The organism is Kordiimonas aquimaris (assembly GCF_025574485.1).
GTDB lineage: Bacteria > Pseudomonadota > Alphaproteobacteria > Sphingomonadales > Kordiimonadaceae > Kordiimonas > Kordiimonas aquimaris.
Genome location: NZ_JAOBPO010000001.1, coordinates 480,428 through 498,784, shown reverse-complemented (window position 1 = coordinate 498,784; position 18,357 = coordinate 480,428). Strand labels below are relative to the sequence as shown.

14 protein-coding genes are annotated in these 18,357 nt (G+C 48.5%); 8 read left to right on the top strand and 6 right to left on the bottom strand.

The window, feature by feature from the left end:
- Window positions 1-35: 35 nt before the first annotated feature.
- The 4 genes from lptB to ptsN all read left to right on the top strand — a co-directional run bounded on the left by lptB (window position 36) and on the right by ptsN (window position 3,867).
- The gene (gene lptB, locus OEU88_RS02405) at window positions 36-815 is read left to right on the top strand and encodes an LPS export ABC transporter ATP-binding protein (RefSeq protein ID WP_262693503.1); all 780 of its coding nucleotides are present in this window, start codon (window positions 36-38) and stop codon (window positions 813-815) included.
- 11 nt (window positions 816-826) lie between these two features.
- Window positions 827-2,419 (top strand): RNA polymerase factor sigma-54, encoded by a 1,593-nt coding sequence (gene rpoN / locus OEU88_RS02400; protein WP_262693502.1) that lies wholly within the window; start codon window positions 827-829, stop codon window positions 2,417-2,419.
- A 279-nt stretch (window positions 2,420-2,698) separates the two neighbouring features.
- Window positions 2,699-3,280, top strand: coding sequence for a ribosome hibernation-promoting factor, HPF/YfiA family (hpf, locus tag OEU88_RS02395; RefSeq protein WP_262693501.1), 582 nt, complete (start codon window positions 2,699-2,701; stop codon window positions 3,278-3,280).
- Window positions 3,281-3,402: 122 nt separating this feature from the next.
- Window positions 3,403-3,867: a PTS IIA-like nitrogen regulatory protein PtsN gene (gene ptsN, locus OEU88_RS02390; protein ID WP_262693500.1), complete on the top strand. Its 465-nt coding sequence runs from the start codon at window positions 3,403-3,405 to the stop codon at window positions 3,865-3,867.
- 14 nt (window positions 3,868-3,881) lie between these two features.
- On the opposite strand, the gene truA is transcribed toward ptsN, so the two are convergent.
- The 5 genes from truA to OEU88_RS02365 all read right to left on the bottom strand — a co-directional run bounded on the left by truA (window position 3,882) and on the right by OEU88_RS02365 (window position 7,056).
- Window positions 3,882-4,631, bottom strand: a complete 750-nt coding sequence (truA, locus tag OEU88_RS02385) for a tRNA pseudouridine(38-40) synthase TruA (RefSeq protein ID WP_262693499.1) — start codon at window positions 4,629-4,631, stop codon at window positions 3,882-3,884.
- Window positions 4,618-5,565 (bottom strand): methionyl-tRNA formyltransferase, encoded by a 948-nt coding sequence (gene fmt, locus OEU88_RS02380; RefSeq protein WP_262693498.1) that lies wholly within the window; start codon window positions 5,563-5,565, stop codon window positions 4,618-4,620. Before fmt ends, truA begins: the two co-directional genes overlap by 14 nt.
- 29 nt (window positions 5,566-5,594) lie before the next feature.
- Window positions 5,595-6,116 (bottom strand): peptide deformylase, encoded by a 522-nt coding sequence (def, locus tag OEU88_RS02375; RefSeq protein WP_262693497.1) that lies wholly within the window; start codon window positions 6,114-6,116, stop codon window positions 5,595-5,597.
- 89 nt (window positions 6,117-6,205) lie between these two features.
- Window positions 6,206-6,541 carry a DUF1491 family protein gene (locus OEU88_RS02370; protein ID WP_262693496.1) on the bottom strand — a complete coding sequence of 112 codons (336 nt, stop codon included), beginning with the start codon at window positions 6,539-6,541 and terminating at the stop codon, window positions 6,206-6,208.
- 131 nt (window positions 6,542-6,672) lie between these two features.
- The gene (locus OEU88_RS02365) at window positions 6,673-7,056 is read right to left on the bottom strand and encodes a PilZ domain-containing protein (protein ID WP_262693495.1); all 384 of its coding nucleotides are present in this window, start codon (window positions 7,054-7,056) and stop codon (window positions 6,673-6,675) included.
- Window positions 7,057-7,265: 209 nt separating this feature from the next.
- Between OEU88_RS02365 and OEU88_RS02360 the strand changes: the two genes are divergently transcribed.
- Window positions 7,266-8,693 carry a sigma-54-dependent transcriptional regulator gene (locus tag OEU88_RS02360; RefSeq protein WP_262693494.1) on the top strand — a complete coding sequence of 476 codons (1,428 nt, stop codon included), beginning with the start codon at window positions 7,266-7,268 and terminating at the stop codon, window positions 8,691-8,693.
- 29 nt (window positions 8,694-8,722) lie between these two features.
- Here OEU88_RS02360 and OEU88_RS17610 read toward each other — a convergent pair whose 3' ends face one another.
- Entirely contained in the window at window positions 8,723-11,026 is a 2,304-nt protein-coding gene (locus OEU88_RS17610; protein WP_317279122.1) for an NADP-dependent malic enzyme, read from the bottom strand.
- A 311-nt stretch (window positions 11,027-11,337) separates the two neighbouring features.
- Here OEU88_RS17610 and mutS point away from each other — a divergent pair, with 311 nt between their 5' ends.
- Genes mutS through murJ form a run of 3 tightly spaced genes read left to right on the top strand, consistent with a single transcriptional unit; the run spans window position 11,338 to window position 18,347 of the window.
- Window positions 11,338-13,971, top strand: coding sequence for a DNA mismatch repair protein MutS (gene mutS / locus OEU88_RS02345; RefSeq protein WP_394805222.1), 2,634 nt, complete (start codon window positions 11,338-11,340; stop codon window positions 13,969-13,971).
- 27 nt (window positions 13,972-13,998) lie between these two features.
- Window positions 13,999-16,776, top strand: coding sequence for a [protein-PII] uridylyltransferase (locus OEU88_RS02340; RefSeq protein WP_262693492.1), 2,778 nt, complete (start codon window positions 13,999-14,001; stop codon window positions 16,774-16,776).
- Window positions 16,773-18,347: a murein biosynthesis integral membrane protein MurJ gene (gene murJ / locus OEU88_RS02335; protein ID WP_262693491.1), complete on the top strand. Its 1,575-nt coding sequence runs from the start codon at window positions 16,773-16,775 to the stop codon at window positions 18,345-18,347. Before OEU88_RS02340 ends, murJ begins: the two co-directional genes overlap by 4 nt.
- The last annotated feature ends 10 nt before the right edge of the window (window positions 18,348-18,357 follow it).

Below are 18,357 nucleotides of genomic sequence, written 5' to 3'. Positions count from 1 at the left end.
ACCATGACGCCGAACCGGAATGAGACAAAGTACAGATGACATCCAAAATGGGTAAAGATAGCAGCATCAATGACGCAGCTAACACAGCTGACAGTGAAGGTTTGTGTGTTCAGGGTATCGGCAAATCCTATAATGGTCGACCAGTGCTACGCGACATATCGTTAAAAGTTAATCGCGGTGAAGTGGTTGGTTTGTTGGGACCGAACGGGGCTGGGAAAACTACATGCTTTTACAGCATCACTGGCCTTATTGCGCCAGACCATGGCCGTGTTGAGCTGGATGGCCGCGACATTACCCACATGCCGATGTACCGGCGTGCACGCCTTGGGATTGGATATCTGCCACAAGAAACATCCATTTTTCGCGGCATGACTGTTGAAGAAAACATACGCGCTGTGCTGGAGGTTATTCAACCAGACCGCGCTTTGCGCAACGCAATGGTGGACGAACTTCTTGAAGAGTTTTCAATCACTCACCTGCGCAACACACCAGCACTTGCGTTATCTGGCGGCGAACGCCGACGCTGCGAAATTGCGCGCGCACTTGCTGCAAGACCAAGCTTTGTGTTGCTTGATGAGCCATTTGCCGGCATTGACCCTATTGCAATAGCAGATATTCGCGACCTGACAGCACACCTGAAAGACCGCGGTATTGGCGTTCTAATCACCGACCATAATGTGCGCGAAACCTTGGACATAATTGATCGGGCTTTCATTATCTATGATGGTCATGTTCTGTTTGAAGGTAACGCTGAAGCCGTTCTTAAAAGCGAAGATGTCCGCCGTGTGTATCTGGGCGACAGCTTCAGTCTGTAGGGGGCAAGCATATGGCATTAACCCCCAGACTTGACCTCAGGCAAAGTCAACAACTGGTAATGACGCCGCAGTTGCAACAGGCAATCAAGCTGTTGCAATTATCAAACCTCGAGCTTGTCGACTATGTATCAGGTGAGGTTGAGCGCAACCCGTTTCTTGAAGTGGGTGAGGCAAGCGAAAGCGGCACCTCGGAAGGCGGCGAGCGCGGCGGCACACAAACCGATGAAGGCATCCGCGAAGGTGGTAACGAAACAAACGATTACGGCGACAGCCCCGGGAACGACGGCATTATTGCCGCAGACCGCAGCATGGATAGCGGACTAGACACCAACAGTTCTGCTGACAGCGCACTGGACGCAAACCTTGAAACAAACGTCTACAATAATGATGCCGTTTCTGACCGCGCTGATGGCAGCGGCGGCTTGTCATCTGGTTTGACATATGAGGGCGGCGGCACAATCAAGGGCGGCAGCGGTCGATTTGATGACCGCGGCCTGGATCAGACCCTGGAGGGTGAAGAAAACCTGCATGATTTCTTGTTGAGGCAAATGGCTGTTATGCTGCCTGAAGGCATTGAACGCTTTATTGCAACACACTTGATTGATGCAGTTAACGAGGCTGGTTATATACCAGCTGACATCACATCTGATGTTGCAGAGCGGCTTGGCGCACCAACCGAAACAGTTGATGCTACGTTAAACAAACTGCAAAAACTGGAACCATCCGGTGTGTTTTGCCGCAGCTTATCTGAATGTTTGGCGATACAATTGATCGAACAGGACCGATATGATCCAGCCATGCAAACACTCGTGGAAAATCTTGATCTGCTTGGCAAGCGTGAGCTGAGCACTTTAAAACGGATGTGCGGCGTTGATCAAGACGACATGGCGGACATGATCAAAGAGATACGGGTGCTAAACCCCAAACCAGGTCTTGCATATGGCAATCAGGATGTGCAGCCGGTTGTACCGGACATTTTTATCCAGAAAAGTCGCGCTGGCACATGGACTGTTGAATTAAACAGCGACACCTTACCTAAAGTGCTGGTGAACGAGCAGTATGTGAACGAACTGTCTGAAATAGGTGAGAACAAAGAGGCCAAGGCATTTGTTTCAGACTGCATGTCCAATGCAAACTGGCTCGTTAAAGCGCTTGATCAGCGTGCGCGTACAATTTTAAAAGTTTCCAGTGCATTGGTGAAATGCCAACAACCTTTCTTCGAACACGGGGTCAGGTTTTTAAAACCACTAACGCTGAAAGACATTGCCGAAGAAATTGATATGCACGAATCAACTGTTTCGCGCGTCACCAACAACAAATTTCTTTCCTGCCCTCGCGGGATGTTTGAATTAAAATACTTTTTTACTTCATCCATTTCTGCTGCTGACGGCGGTGACGCACACTCGGCAGAAGCTGTTAAATACCGCCTGAAAGAACTAATCGATGCAGAAGACCCGAAAAAAATTCTGTCTGATGATAAGCTCGTGGTTCTCATGAAAGCGGAAGGTATGGATATAGCACGGCGAACAGTAGCCAAATACCGCGAAGCCATGAAAATTCCATCATCCGTGCAGCGGCGGCGCCAAAAAAACATGGCAACATGAGTCGCGGTTAAATCATCGCGCACACAATATTGTTTCAATAAAAAAGTTTCTTTACTTCAATAAGTTGATTAAAATCAAGACGCGCTCCAATGTTTGCAGTAGACTTGAAGCGTGAGGAAGTACCAGCCGCAAAGGCTGGATTTATGAGCGCAATATACACTGCGTTTGTACAGAAATTGGGATACCTACCCGATTTATCCTCATTGCAGCAAACCTCTAGTTGGTTTGCTTTACATAGTCAGTCACCCAGACTGAAAGTAGAAAGGAAGACAGGTACTTATGGATATCAATGTTACCGGACGTAAAATGAATGTTGGTGAAGCTCTTACAACGCACGTACAAGACCGATTAGAGCTTGTTTCAGATAAATATTTTAACCGCACCATTGATGCATCAACAACCTTCGCTAAAGAAGGCCATAGTTACCGAACCGATATTTCCCTGCACCCCAATCAAGGCGTCAATCTGCACAGTCGGGCTGAGGCAGATGATCCGTATGCGGCTTTTGAACTGGCCGCAGAAAAAGTAGAGAAACAGCTGAGGCGTTACAAACGACGACTTAAAAACCATAATAACGCACCTGGCAGAGAAGCCGTTGCTGAAATCGCGCGTGATGTTGTGTTAGCGCCAGAACCAGAAAATGATGATGCATCTTCAGATCAAAGTACTGCAGAAGATCAGCCATTAATTATTGCTGAAGGAAACAGGGAAATTCCGCGCGTTTCCGTTGGTGATGCTGCTATGTTGATGGACCTGGCTGACGCAAATGCGTTTATGTTTCGCAACAGCAAGAATGATGCAATGGAGGTAGTATATCGCCGTGCCGACGGTAATATTGGCTGGATAAGCCCCGGAAAGTAACCGGTTTACGGCACTAAAACATTGCAGAAGCTATAATCACACACTATATAGCGCAAATTATCACGGGGTGTCATGCACAAGCACAGCACCCTGTGTGAGTAAAGAGTTTGTCGAGAGTAGTAATGAATATTGAAGACCTGTTAGCGGCTGAGCATGTTTTTGCTGACGTCAAAGCCTCCAGCAAAAAACAGATTCTACAGACCTTGTCACGCAAGTGGGCTCAACTCCACGGTGTTGACGAGCGGCTTGCTTTTGACAAATTGCTTGAACGCGAACGGCTTGGCAGTACAGGCGTTGGTCGCGGCATCGCCATTCCGCACGCGCGCATCGAAGGCTTGGAAAATATCACCGGTATTTTTGCACGACTTTCAACACCAACTGATTTTGGTTCTGTTGATGACTTGCCTGTTGACCTTGTATTTATGATGTTTGCGCCCGAAGATGCCGGAGCAGATCATTTGAAAGCGCTAGCGCGTGTTTCCAGGTTGCTGCGCGACCCAACTATTTGCGACAAACTAAGACAGTCAACTGACGCGGCGGCAGCATATGCTCTTCTGGTACACCAACCCGCTAGCTATGCAGCATAATGTGATTATGTGAGTTACCCTTCCGGGTAATCTACCTTTAGGAAATAAAGGCCGTCCGGCGGCGCATTAAAACCAAGCTCATTGCGGTCCTTGGCCTCAAGCGCTGCTTTCATATCATCTGTAGACCAGCTACCCGTTCCTACAAGATGCAAGGTTCCTGTTATCGAACGTATTTGATGGTGCAAAAACGACCGCGCACCAGCATAAACAAAAATGCTGTCCCCTTCGCGCTCCACACGCAAGTAATCCATTGTCTTTACCGGACTTTGGGCCTGACAATGTACATGACGGAAAGTTGTAAAATCATGGCAACCAACAAGATGCTGTGCCGCCGTATGCATAGAGGACACATCAAGTTCAGGTTTGATATGCCACGCCAGCCCAGCTTCAAACGTAAGCCGTGCGCGGCGATTGATGATCTTATAGACATAATGCCTGCGCACAGCAGAAAACCTAGCATTGAAATCTGTGTCTACTTCTTCAACAGCGACAACCGCAATAGGGTTTGGTTTTATATGATAGTTGATAGCGCCCTGCACTTCATCAGAAGATATATCGCGTGCCGTATCAAAATGCGCCACCTGCCCGTATGCATGAACACCTGCATCCGTACGACCAGAGCCTGTTAATGCCACCGTTTCTTCAGGCACAAATTTACTGATTGCGGTCTCTAATGCTTCTTGAACAGACGCACCGTTTTTCTGTCGTTGCCAGCCGACATACGGTCTGCCGTCATATTCGACTGTTAGCTTAAAGCGCTTCATCAACCTGCCCGCCAAGAACTGCGCCTTTGGATACCGGAAACCCTCTTAGAAAGGTATCTTTGTCCATAACAGATTTACCTGCGCGCTGTGCTTTCTCAATGTGATAAACACCTTTACCACATGCAACTGTAAGCGTGTCTGAAACAACTGCACCCGCAACCGCATCGTGGTTTGTAGACATATCTGCCCGACCTGCCAAAATTTTCACACGCTCACCTTCAACTATTGACCAAGCACCAGGAAACAGAAAAAGCCCGCGAACCATTCGATCAATTTCATCGGCTGATAGTGACCAGTTAATTTCTGCTTCAGCCTTGTCTATCTTGCGCGCATATGTAACGCCCGCATCTGGTTGCGGCTCAGCCACCACCAAATCACCATCCGCAATGAGGTCAATGGCACCGTTGATGAGGCCTGCCCCCATATCAGCGAGACGATCGTGTAGCGTAGCGGTTGTGTCATCAGCTGAAATATCGGTGGCCGCACTAACAATAACCGGGCCAGTGTCCAGACCAGCTTCCATTTGCATAATACAAACGCCTGTTTCAGCATCACCTGCCATTATCGCTCTGTGAATCGGCGCCGCGCCGCGCCACCGGGGCAAAAGCGAAGCATGAACATTGATGCAGCCAAATGTGGGCGCATCTAAAATCTGTTGTGGTAAAATTTGACCATAAGCAACCACTACGGCACAGGCTGCATCCAACGATGCAAACTGCTCATGAGCGTCAGGCGTTTTCATGGATAACGGTGTTTCAACATGCAAGCCAAGCTCTTCAGCCACTTTATGCACAGAACTTTTCTGTTCTCGTTTACCGCGACCAGCAGGGCGAGGCGGCTGGGTGTAAACGGCAACGATATCATGGCCCGCAGCATGTAATGCGCGCAAGGTTGGCACAGCAAAATCGGGGGTTCCCATAAAGATGAGCTTCACGTCACTTCTCCCGAATTACCGAACTACCACTATAGAACAACGGTGTCTTTCGTCGCTTTTTGTACTTTTTTGATGATCATGTTGCGCTTTAGTTTTGATAGATAATCAATAAAGACAATGCCGTCCAGGTGGTCAATTTCATGCTGGACACACGTGGCAGTTAAACCTTCCATCAGGTCTTCACGCAAGTCGCCTTTATAATCCAGATACTTGACCCGAACTGACGCAGGTCGTTCCACATCAGCATAATGCTCTGGAACAGAAAGACAGCCTTCACTATACACATTCAAGTCTTCTGATTCCCATGTAACCTCAGGGTTTACAAGGAAAAGCGGTTTGCGGTCTTCTTCACCTTCTGGCGCCGTGTCTAAAACAATAACACGCTTCGGCACAGCAACCTGAATTGCCGCCAAGCCAATCCCGGGTGCGGCATACATGGTTTCCAACATGTCGTCGAGTAGCTTGCGTACTTCATCGTCAACACGTTCAACCGGCGTTGACAGTGTTTTTAACAAAGGGTGGGGCACATTGATAATATCAAGTTTCGTCATCTCAAGACTCTTTACTTCACGCTTGCTGGTCAGAACATATCTGCGCTTTACCTATGGAGCCCACAGGCTGCCGTCAAGCTTTTCAGATGTTAACCGTCTAAAATAGCTGCATCCGGCTGGTAGGTTTGTCGCATATCTTCAATCTCTAAAACCCATAAATCAGGGTCAAAGTCGCGTTTTTTTGCTATTTTTTCACTAATTTCAGCAGTATTTGCACCAGAATAGAGGCATCGCCACACAGCATTGCCATCAAAATCCATTGTTTTTTCATACAATGTGATACCAGCATCAAATTGATCAACTTTTAACAAAACACCGCCACGGTCACTATCTCCGCGCGCAACAACAAAAGCGGGCATGTCGGCTGCAAAACAGATACGAATATGCGCTTCAATCCAAAGAGATGTTTTTATTCGGCTTTCCATAGCGTTGTATCAGCCATGAAATAATGAAAGCGTCAAGCTTCACGATCAAACCTTTAGGGCAAGTATCTAATAAACATGGTACTTTGTGTTATCAGCCGGAGAATACTAACCTTGCGTAACAACGCAAAAAACTAAGACTTCGGTCCATCAAAACGTTCAAACCCGAGGCTTTGAGCTCTATCAAGAAACAAAATTCTCACCTCATCTGCCGGGATCACAAATTCCAGGCCCGCTTCTCCGTCTTCACACCATGAAACACATGCAGGAATATCTCCCCGTCCAGCAATAACAAGCATTACAGACGCCCCGTCTCGAAGAGGCAGGTCCATCTTGATGCGCGCACCTCCCAAAGACATATTCCATATCTGGCAAACAAACGTGTGCTGCCCAACTTTTAGTGTTGCAGGCCACAATACAGAGCGCCGACGATAAGCTCTCGCGTCAGCCGACCCACCCTGAAATGTGTTTGCGTGCTGCTCAGGTTTCATCATTTCGGCTGTATTTTTTTCACGCATGAGATTACTCACTCTTACATTCAATATCTATTTGGGACCTTTGATTATAAAAGGAAGCGGTAAAACTTTCGTCACTGATTAAATACAATTTTTCTAAAGTTAGGGCTGATCAGGTTGCTGTTGCATTTTGCAACATAAAGACTGGCTGAGCGAGACTGACTAAGCTAAGATCACCATGAAACTCCTGGTGCAAAAGCGGAAATGTAACAATGGCGACAACAAAAGAGACTGTGCTGATTGTTGAAGATAGCCCTACTTTGGCGCTGACGTATCAAAGTTACCTCGCACCGCTTGGCCTTGAAATTACCCTTGCAGAAACAGGCGAACTAGCCCTGTCTCACATAATGGAGCAAGAACCATCCATTATTCTGCTAGACCTTAAACTGCCAGACATGGACGGTATTGATATCCTCAAACGCCTGTCTGCAGAACAGGTTAAATCACGCGTAATCGTGATAACGGCCCACGGTTCTGTAACCGTTGCCGTTGAGGCAATGCGCGAAGGCGCTTCCGACTTTCTCTTAAAACCATTCACCGCTGAGCGCCTAACAACAACCGTTAATAACGCACTTGAAATATCACGCTTGTCTTCCCTTGTTCAACGCATCGGCTCAGGAGCGCATAAATCCTTCTTTAAATTCATCGGCGACAGCTCTGTTATGCAAGCTGTTTACCGCATGATAAAAGACAGCGCACCATCCAAGGCAAGCGTATTCATTGTTGGTCCGTCGGGCACAGGTAAAGAACTAGCCGCAGAGGCAATCCATCAACTTAGCCCCAGAAAAAACAAACGTTTTGTCGCGTTAAACTGTGCAGCCATCCCCACCAACCTAATTGAAAGTGAAATATTTGGACATGTAAAGGGCGCCTTCACAGGTGCAACGTCCGACCGAAAAGGTGCCGCAATAATGGCTGATGGCGGCACTCTGTTTTTGGACGAAATATGCGAAATGCCCCTTGATCTGCAAAGCAAACTATTACGCTTCATTCAAACAAGCCAAATCGTACCTGTTGGTAGCAACACACCTGTTGATGTTAATGTTCGTTTCGTATGCGCAACGAATCGCATTCCTGCTGATGAAGTAACGGCCGGACGCTTTCGTGAAGACCTGTTTTACCGCCTACATGTTGTGCCTATTCACATGCCGGCACTGAGAGACCGGGGACAAGATGTGCTTGCCATTGCCCGTAGCATGCTTGCTACATTTTCAGCTGAAGAAAACAAGAAATTCCAAACACTCTCAAATGATGCTGAAAGCCGCCTTATGAGCCACAACTGGCCAGGCAATGTTCGAGAACTGGGCAATGTTATTCAAAGTACTGTTGTGCTCAACGATGGCCCCGAACTAACTGCGGACATGTTGCGCCCAACCCTTGGTACCCTTCCTGGTCAATCTCTCTCAAACAGTAACACGAGCAGTGCTTTTGTGACCAGCACGCACAACACCACGCCGCCGCCAACGCACGCACACATACCAGTAGATACGATCGAACCATTCGCTGTCGTTGAACGCCGTATAATGGAAACCGCAATAGCGCTAAGTGGTGGCAAAGTGCGCAAGGCTGCAAAGGCACTGAAAATTAACCCATCAACGCTTTATCGCAAACTGGAACGCTGGCAGGCTGGCAAAGAATAATCGCCAACCTGATTATTTCAAAAGATAAACTAGATATCCAGCTCTTCCTGTTGCGCGCGGGATTGCTCCAGTGCTGCCGCATTACTGGCTGCCAGTGCGGCCATATTCACCAAATCAGATGCGGTTGATGTTAGGCGCGCAACCTGAATTGAGTGACTCATCCCAAGCAACATCGGCCCGATAACGCGCCCACCGCCCAATTCACTCAATAATTTATAACTAATATTAGCCGAGTGAAGCGTTGGCATAATCAGCAAATTAGCTGGACCGGACAGACGCATAAACGGGTATTTTTCCATCAGGTCGCGGTTCAAAGCAACATCGGCCTGCATTTCGCCGTCAAACTCAAAATCAACTTTGCGTTCTTCAAGAAGTGAAACTGCTTCCTGTATATGGCGCGTCCGATCAGAAGGCGGGTTGCCAAAGTTAGAAAACGATAGGAACGCTGCGCGTGGATTATGTCCAAGCCGGCGTACAAACGATGCAGCAACCTCAGCAATGTCCGCCAATTCGTTAGCTGATGGCAACTCATTAACCGTTGTGTCAGCCAAGAACACTGTACGACCACGCATCACCATAATTGACAAACCAAAAGGGCGCTGATGCGGTAGAGGATCAATCACTCGTTTAATGTTTTTAAGGGCACGCCAATAATGGCGGGTTACGCCAGTTACCATTGCGTCCGCATCACCGTTTGCCACCATACAGGCAGAAAACACATTCCGGTCTCTTTTCACGAGACGACTAACATCACGGTGCAGAAAGCCACGTCGGTTAAGGCGTTCATAAAGTGCTTCAACATAATCATTACGGCGGGGGTTATTGCTGGCATTTGAAATTTCAAACTCAGTATCGTCCACACCCATTTCACGCAATTTTTCACGGATAGGTGCTTCATAACCAACAAGCACGGGCGTACCGTAACCCGCAGCCTTAAAGCCAACGGCTGCACGCAACACCTTGTCTTCCTCAGCTTCGGCAAACACCACACGCCGAGGCGGACGGCGCTTCAAATCTTCAAAGATTGTGGACAGCGTATCAACCGTTGGGTCCAACCGCGCAGACAGGGACACCTCATACGCCTCAAGATCATCAATAGGCTTGCGTGCCACGCCCGTATCCATAGCAGCCTTGGCCACCAATACCGGGATTTTGCGAATGAGACGCGGATCGAAGGGGGCTGGTATAATATAATCCGGTCCATAGTGAGGCTGCTCACCACCATAAGCAGCAGCCACTTCATCAGGCACATCTTCACGGGCCAGTTCAGCAAGTGCCGTTGCTGCAGCAATCTTCATTTCATCATTAATTGTGCGTGCGCGCACATCAAGTGCACCGCGGAAAATATACGGGAAACCAAGCACATTATTGACTTGATTAGGATAATCAGAGCGGCCTGTCGCAATAATGGCATCTGGGCGCACGGCGCGCGCATCTTCCGGCGTTATTTCCGGATCCGGGTTTGCCATAGCAAAAATAATTGGCTTATCTGCCATGCTGGCAACCATATCCTTGGAGATCGCGCCGGCAGCAGCCAAACCAATCACCACATCTGCGCCTTTCATGGCTTCTTCAAGAGTGCGTGCATCTGTCTTGATAGCATGCGCAGATTTCCACTGATTCATGCTTTCTTCGCGGCCAGCATAGATTACACCCGTCCGGTCAACCATAGTCACGTTCTCATGTGGCAGACCCATCGCTTTAATCAGTTCGATACATGCAATACATGCCGCTCCTGCACCAAGTGCAACAACTCTGGTTTTTTTGATATCGCGGTCAGTAAGATCAAGTGCATTGATAAACCCGGCAGCTGTAATAATTGCTGTGCCGTGCTGGTCATCATGAAAAACGGGGATGTCCATAAGTTCGCGCAAGCGCTGTTCGATAATAAAACACTCAGGTGCCGCAATATCTTCAAGGTTAATGCCGCCAAAGCTTGGGCCTAAATAGCGCACAGCATTAACGAACTCATCAATATCGGCTGTGTCTACTTCAAGGTCGATCGAATCAACATCAGCAAACCTTTTAAAGAGAACCGCCTTGCCTTCCATCACAGGCTTGGATGCTTGCGCACCTAAATTGCCCAGTCCTAAAATAGCTGTACCGTTCGAGATAACCGCGACGAGATTACCTTTTGAGGTATAATCGTATGCCAGATCAGGGTTTTCAGCGATGGCCTTAACCGGAACAGCAACGCCGGGGCTGTATGCCAGTGATAAGTCGCGCTGGGTCGCCATTGGCTTTGACGCAACAACCTCCAGCTTGCCTGGACGGCCAGATGAGTGAAAGCGCAGCGCTTCTTCGTCAGTAAATTTAGAAGTTTTACCTGACATATGTATCCCCTGATGTTCTACTTGGCAGCATGTGCCGGAATGCTCTAAAAGACTGTTATCTCTGCAACGAGCAATACGGCGTTTACTATGGCATAAAGCCAAAGACAATTTAAACTCAAATTAAACTGAATTTCTAAAGACGACTTTAATCTATTTAAACGGGGACCAACACCTTGGCGGCTGAGGCATTAGAAAAAGAAGCACCAACTGACACCAGTGATACTGTGCAACTAGCCAATGAAAACGGCAATGCGGAAAATGCGCAGCCTAACAAGTGGCTAAAAGCACTTAAAGAACCCGGCGTCACGCCCATGATGGCTCAATATCTGGAAATAAAGGCTGCTCATCCTGATAGTTTGCTGTTTTATCGTATGGGTGATTTTTACGAGCTGTTCTTTGAGGATGCCGAGCAAGCATCAAAAGCGCTTGATATAACACTGACAAAACGCGGCAAAATAAGCGGTGAAGACATCCCAATGGCCGGTGTTCCGGTACATGCATCGGAAAATTATTTATCACGACTAATAAAAAGCGGCTTCAAAGTTGCCGTTTGCGAGCAGACAGAAGACCCAGCTGCAGCAAAGAGCCGCGGCGCCAAATCTGTAGTTCGCCGCGAAGTTGTCCGTCTGGTAACGCCGGGCACACTAACGGAAGATAACCTGCTGAACCCGCGCAGTCATAATTATCTTGTGGCGCTGGGTCGTGCACAAAGAGATATTTCACTTGCTGTTGCCGATATTTCCACCGGTGAATTTTTCATCCTGCCAACCAAAATCGGGCGACTGGATGCAGACTTAGCGCGCCTACAACCCGGCGAACTGCTTGTCGCAGACACGGCGATGGACGACGAAACGATAACCGCCGCATTATTTGACTGGCGTTCAACCGTTAGCACAATGCCTGCACACCTATTTGATAGCAGCAGTGGTCGCAAACGACTTGAAGCGCTTTATGATGTGTCTACCCTTGATGGGTTTGGCAACATGAGCCGCGCAGACCTGGCGGCAGCAGGCGCTCTTGTTGATTATCTGGAAGACACCCAAAAAGGCAAACTGCCAAGGCTGTATCCGCCAAAACGCATGTCCGCTGATGGCACCATGATGATTGATGCCGCGACACGGCGCAGCCTTGAACTAACCAAAACACAAACCGGTGAAACAACAGGCAGCCTTCTGTCTACCATAGACCGCACAATCACAGGAGCGGGAGCGCGGTTGCTTGCAAAACAACTTTCTGCACCGCTTACTGACCCTGTGCGCATCAGTGAGCGACTTGATAGTGTTTCATACTTGCTTGATTTGCGCAGTCTACGCGATGATCTACGTAACACCCTAAAGGCAACGCCCGATATTGAACGCGCCATGATGCGCTTGTCGCTGGGCCGCGGCGGCCCGCGCGATATTGCAGCGGTGATGAACGGCCTGAAAGCCGCCAAGCGTGCCAAAGTGCAACTGTCGGCCAAAGCCGGCACGCTTGATGAAACACCCATGCGCATTGAAGATGCAATCGACGACCTGGGTGATCATACTGAATTAGTGGCAGAGCTTGAAAAGGCACTGGTGGACGAACCGCCGCTTTTGGCACGCGATGGTGGTTTTGTCAGAGAAGGCTATAATACCGCCCTCGACGAATTTAGAGTGCTCCGTGATCAAAGCAGACGGCTGATCGCGGGCCTTGAGGGAGACTATCAAAAGCTTACCGGCATTAATGCCCTAAAGATCAAGCATAATAACGTGCTTGGCTATCATGTGGATGTCAGCGCCAAGCATGCCGAAAAACTTATGTCCCCGCCGCTGAACGAAACATTCATTCACAGACAAACACTAGCAAACGCTGTTCGCTTTTCATCGTCAGAGCTATCACGCTTTGCCGGCAAAATATCTGAAGCCGGCGACCGTGCACTTGCGCTTGAACAAGAAATATTCAGCGCTCTAAACAATAAGGTTATGGCATCTGCTGGCACCATATCCGTTACAGCCGATGCGCTCGCTGTGCTCGATGTTACAGCCGCAGTTTCGCTTCTTGCAGAAGAATGTAACTTGGTCCGCCCTGACGTTGATGACAGCACAGCATTCGATATTGTTGGCGGGCGGCATTTGGTCGTTGAGCAGGCGCTTGCAAAAACAACGAGCGCCAATTTCATTGCAAATGATTGTAATCTGGATACTGACGAGCGCCTTTGGTTGATCACTGGCCCTAACATGGCAGGTAAAAGTACATTCTTGCGACAAAATGCTCTTATTGCTGTACTTGCTCAAATGGGTTGTTTTGTGCCAGCCAAGTCTGCAACCGTTGGCGTTGTAGACCGACTATTTAGCCGTGTTGGGGCCTCAGACGACCTTGCGCACGGTCGGTCCACCTTTATGGTTGAGATGGTTGAAACCGCGGCCATTCTTAATCAGGCAGGGCCAAAATCACTTGTGATTCTAGACGAAATTGGTCGCGGCACAGCAACATACGATGGCCTCTCGATTGCCTGGGCTGCTGTAGAGCATTTGCATGATATCAATCAGTCTCGGGCTCTTTTTGCCACCCACTATCATGAACTCACAGCCCTTAAAGAAACACTGGACGGTGTGTCGCTGCGATCAATGAAGGTGCGTGAATGGAAAGGCGAAGTTGTGTTCTTGCATGAGGTTGCTTCAGGTGCTGCAGATCGATCATACGGCATACAGGTTGCCAAACTTGCAGGGTTACCCGCAGCAGTTGTTGGACGCGCCAGACAAGTGCTTGATCACCTTGAAACCTCGGACAAAAGCAGTGGCCCAGAGCGCCTGGTTCATGACCTTCCCCTTTTTCAATCATCACCCACGGCATATAGCGCACCAGCGGCTGTGGAAGAAAGCGCTGTTGAGAGCAGACTGGCGGAGATTAACATCGATGAACTGTCGCCGCGGCAGGCGCTTGATCTACTTTACGAATTGAAAGACCTTGAAGCTGAATAACCTAACAGGCGAGAGAGCCTACTAACCATGCATACTGTACGCAAAAAACTTGCCGTCATTAATCGTAAAGCGCTTTCTATAACGCTTAACAATATTGCTATGCATGAAGCACACGATAAGTGGCAAGGGCTTCTTGTACAGGAATTGAAGCAAGCTCATCAAGCTGGTTGGGATGAGGTAAAACGGCGCTTTTTTGAGGATGGTGACAAAGGCATCGTATGTGCCCACACGCTATCTTACCTGATGGATCAGTTAATGCGCACACTCTATGACTTTGTCACAGAACATGTCTATCCACTTGCTAACCCCACTTCAGGCGAAAGGTTGTGCCTGGTAGCAACCGGCGGATACGGTCGCGGTGAACTGGCACCCTTCTCAGACATCGATCTGCTGTTTCTCATCCCATACAAAGCAAACCCATGGGCAGAAAATGTCGCTGAATATATGCTCTATACCTTATGGGATTTGGGCTTGAAAGTTGGTCATGCCACGCGCACACCCAACGAATGTGTCCATCTCGCCAAAGAAGACCTTACAATCCAAACGTCTTTGCTTGAATCGCGCTATATATGGGGTGATGCTACGTTGTTTAAAAAGGCAGCAGCTCGGTTCTATAAACGCGTTGTCTCTGGCAGCAGTCAAAAGTTTATCGAACAAAAGCTCGAAGAGCGTGACTTACGGCATACAAAGATGGGCAACACCCGTTATGTGGTGGAGCCTAACATTAAAGACGGCAAAGGCGGCTTGCGTGACCTGCAAACCCTGTGGTGGATTGCCCGGCACCTATACGGCATCAACCGCGCAAATACCAACCAACCCAATATATTAACACCAGCTGAAAACCGACAATTTCAGAAGTCTGAGTCGTTCCTGTGGACCGTTAGGGTCGCTATCCATTTCCTGTCCAACCGTGCAGATGAACGCTTAACCTTTGACATGCAACGGCGGCTATCAGAGGCACTTCAATACAAAGACCGGCCTTCTGCACGCGGCGTCGAACGATTCATGAAACACTATTTTCTTGTCGCCAAACAGGTTGGCGATTTGACAAGAATATTTTGTGCTGTGCTGGAAGCACGTGAGCAGAAATCCTTTTTCTCATTGCTACGACCAACAAAGAAGCTGCGTGGATTTGGCATAGAAAGCGGGCGCTTGGTCGCCCTAAATGAAAGCGACTTTGCTGAAAACCCCGGCTTGATGATGAAAATTTTTGCCGTTGCTGATCACAAAAATCTGGATATTCACCCAGCGACATTACGCCTTATAAAACAAAACCTTTCGAAGATAACACGCAGCGTACGCACAGACCCAGAAGCCAATCGTTACTTTCTTGAAGTATTAACATCAACGAAAGACGGCGAGATCAACTTGCGCCGTATGAACGAAGCTGGTGTTTTTGGTCGGTTTTTGCCAGATTTTGGGCGCGTCGTCGCCCAGATGCAGTACGATATGTACCATCACTACACCGTAGATGAACACACAATCCGCGCCATTGGTTTAATATCAAAAATTGAAGCGGGCACGCTGGCAGATGATCACCCTTTATCTACAGATGTCATTCAAAAAGTATTGTCCCGCAACGTGTTATATGTGGCGGTGCTCTTGCATGACATTGCCAAAGGTCGCGGCGGCGATCACTCGCTGCTTGGTGCAGAAGTAGCTGAGCGCATATGCCCGCGTTTGGGCCTTAAGGCGCCTGAAACAGAAACTGTAGCGTGGCTGGTACGTTGGCACCTGCTGATGAGCAACACGGCTTTCAAACGCGATCTGTCAGACCCCAAAACCATTCAGGATTTCTGCGATATTGTTAAAAGCCCGGAGCGGTTAAGGCTACTGTTACTGCTAACTGTCGTTGATATCCGCGCCGTTGGCCCTGGCGTCTGGAACGGATGGAAAGGACAACTGCTGCGCGAACTTTATTATGCAGCAGAGAGTGTATTAATGGCAGGGCACGCCACCATTGGCCGCAATGAACGTGTAAAATACAAGAAAGAAACGCTGGCAACGTCTCTGGGCGGCTGGTCCCATGCGACAATAAAAAAACATCAGGCGCGCATGGGCGATGCTTACTGGATCGCGGAAGATGATGACACACTACTGCAAAACGCACACTTGATGGCAGACACCGACAAGGCTGAACAGCCTATCGGCATAGCCGTTCGCGTTGAAGAACAACAATCAATGACCAACGTCGCGCTATATGTACAGGATCATCCGGGCTTAATCGCTCGCATTGTTGGTGCACTCGGTGTTGCAAGCGCCAGTGTCATGAGTGCTAAAATTCACACATCCCGCGATGGTATGGCGATGGATAACTTCATAGTTCAGGATATGAACGGCGAAACACTTGATGGCTCCCATCAAATTGCGGCCCTTGAACATTCTATTCTGGAAACCCTTAGAGGTAAAACACGACCAAAACAACGGCTTGGCAAAAAGCGCATTTTTGGCAACAAAGACAGTGCTTTCAAGGTTGCACCAGCCGTATTAATAGATAACAAGGCTTCCGGCAGGTCTACTGTTATTGAGATCAACGCCAAAGACAGGCCCGGCCTTTTATATGATCTCACATATGCCCTATACGGGCTAAAGATATCTATTATCTCGGCACATGTGGCAACATACGGTGAGCGCGCCGTTGATGTGTTTTACGTCCAGGATTTGCTTGGAGGAAAAATTACCAACAAAGTGCGCATGCGCAACGTTGAAGAAAAACTTCTTCGTGCCGTACGCGGTGAACCAATTTTTGGTGCGCCTAAGCCTAAGAAAAAAACAACTTCCCAGCAAACAGGAAGTGCCGCATGAGCCTGATCCGAAAGATACTCACTGTCAGTGGTTTCACACTTCTAAGCCGTATATTTGGACTTGTTCGCGATTTGATGATGGCCCGCTATCTGGGTGTTGGCATGGCCTCGGATGCTTTCGTCATTGCGTTCAAGCTACCTAATTTTTTCCGTCGCCTGTTCGCTGAAGGCGCTTTCTCTGTTGGTTTTGTGCCATTATTTTCAAAAGCATTGGGTAAAGAAATTACACCCGAAAGCCAAAAGGCTGCAGAGGCATTTGCCAGTAGGGTATTGGGCTGGCTACTACCTGTGTTGATCGTGATGCTGTTGATTATGGAAGTCGCAATGGTGCCTGTTATGTTTGGTCTGACGGGCGGCTTCACTGATGAAGGCGCCGCAGGCGCAGAAAAGTTTAACCTAGTTGTCGAGCTCGGGCGTTACACTTTTCCTTACTTATTGCTGATATCGTTGGTGTCATTCTTTGCTGGTATGCTTAATGCTGTGGAGCGGTTCGCGGCTGCCGCATTTGCACCCGTATTGTTAAATATTGTCATGATTTTATCGCTTTTGTTTTTCAATAGCAGCGACATTGAAACAGCCCGCTATCTGGCTGGAGCCGTATCTATTTCAGGCGCGCTGCAACTCCTGCTGCTGTTCGGCGCGGCCAAACGCGCCGGCCTCAAAGTAACCTTGCTCAAACCAAAGCTAAGCGAAGATGTCCGCCAATTATTGCGCGTCATGGCACCTGCTGCTGTTGGTGCCGGTATCATGCAAATCAACCTGCTTGCTGATATCATCATAGCAGCAAGGTTGCTGCCAGAAGGTTCAGTTACATGGTTGTTTTGGGCAGACCGATTAGCACAGCTTCCGCTCGGGGTAATCGGTATTGCTGTAGGTACTGTTTTGCTGCCAAGCATATCTCGGCTTTTGGCTGCAGGAGACAATGAAGGCGCAGTGGCACAACAAAATAGGTCGCTTGAATTTTCCCTGCTAATCACACTTCCTGCCGCAACAGCACTTGGTATGATTGCTTATCCACTAATCGCTACATTGTTTGAACGCGGCGCTTTCACAGCTACAGATACACAAGCGACCAGTTTTGCTTTAATTGCATATGCTATCGGTTTGCCAGCATATGTTATTCAGAAAACGCTCACACCAGCCTATTTTGCACGCGGTGACACTAAAACACCTGTGATTTATGCGACCATATCACTGAGCGTCAATTTAGTTTTAAACTTAGTCCTCATCCAGTTTATGGCTCATGCTGGCATAGCTGCAGCAACAGCAATCGCGGCATGGCTCAACATAATATTGCTATACGGTGGCTTACTGAAACGTGGCCATTTTCATGTTGAGACACAAACATGGATCAATTGCGGCAAATATATCGTTGCTTCTGCCGTGATGGCGACCGGGCTCTTTTATGCAGGTACAACACTGCACCACCTGTTCGAGACAGACAACTGGCAACGCATCGCAACACTTGCAGGGTTCGTTGCCTTTGGCAGCACACTTTATTTTGCAAGTGCGTTCGCATTGGGGGCACTGAACCTTAAGCAAATACGGTTAGCTGTTAGCCGCAAAAACTGATCCTCGCTTG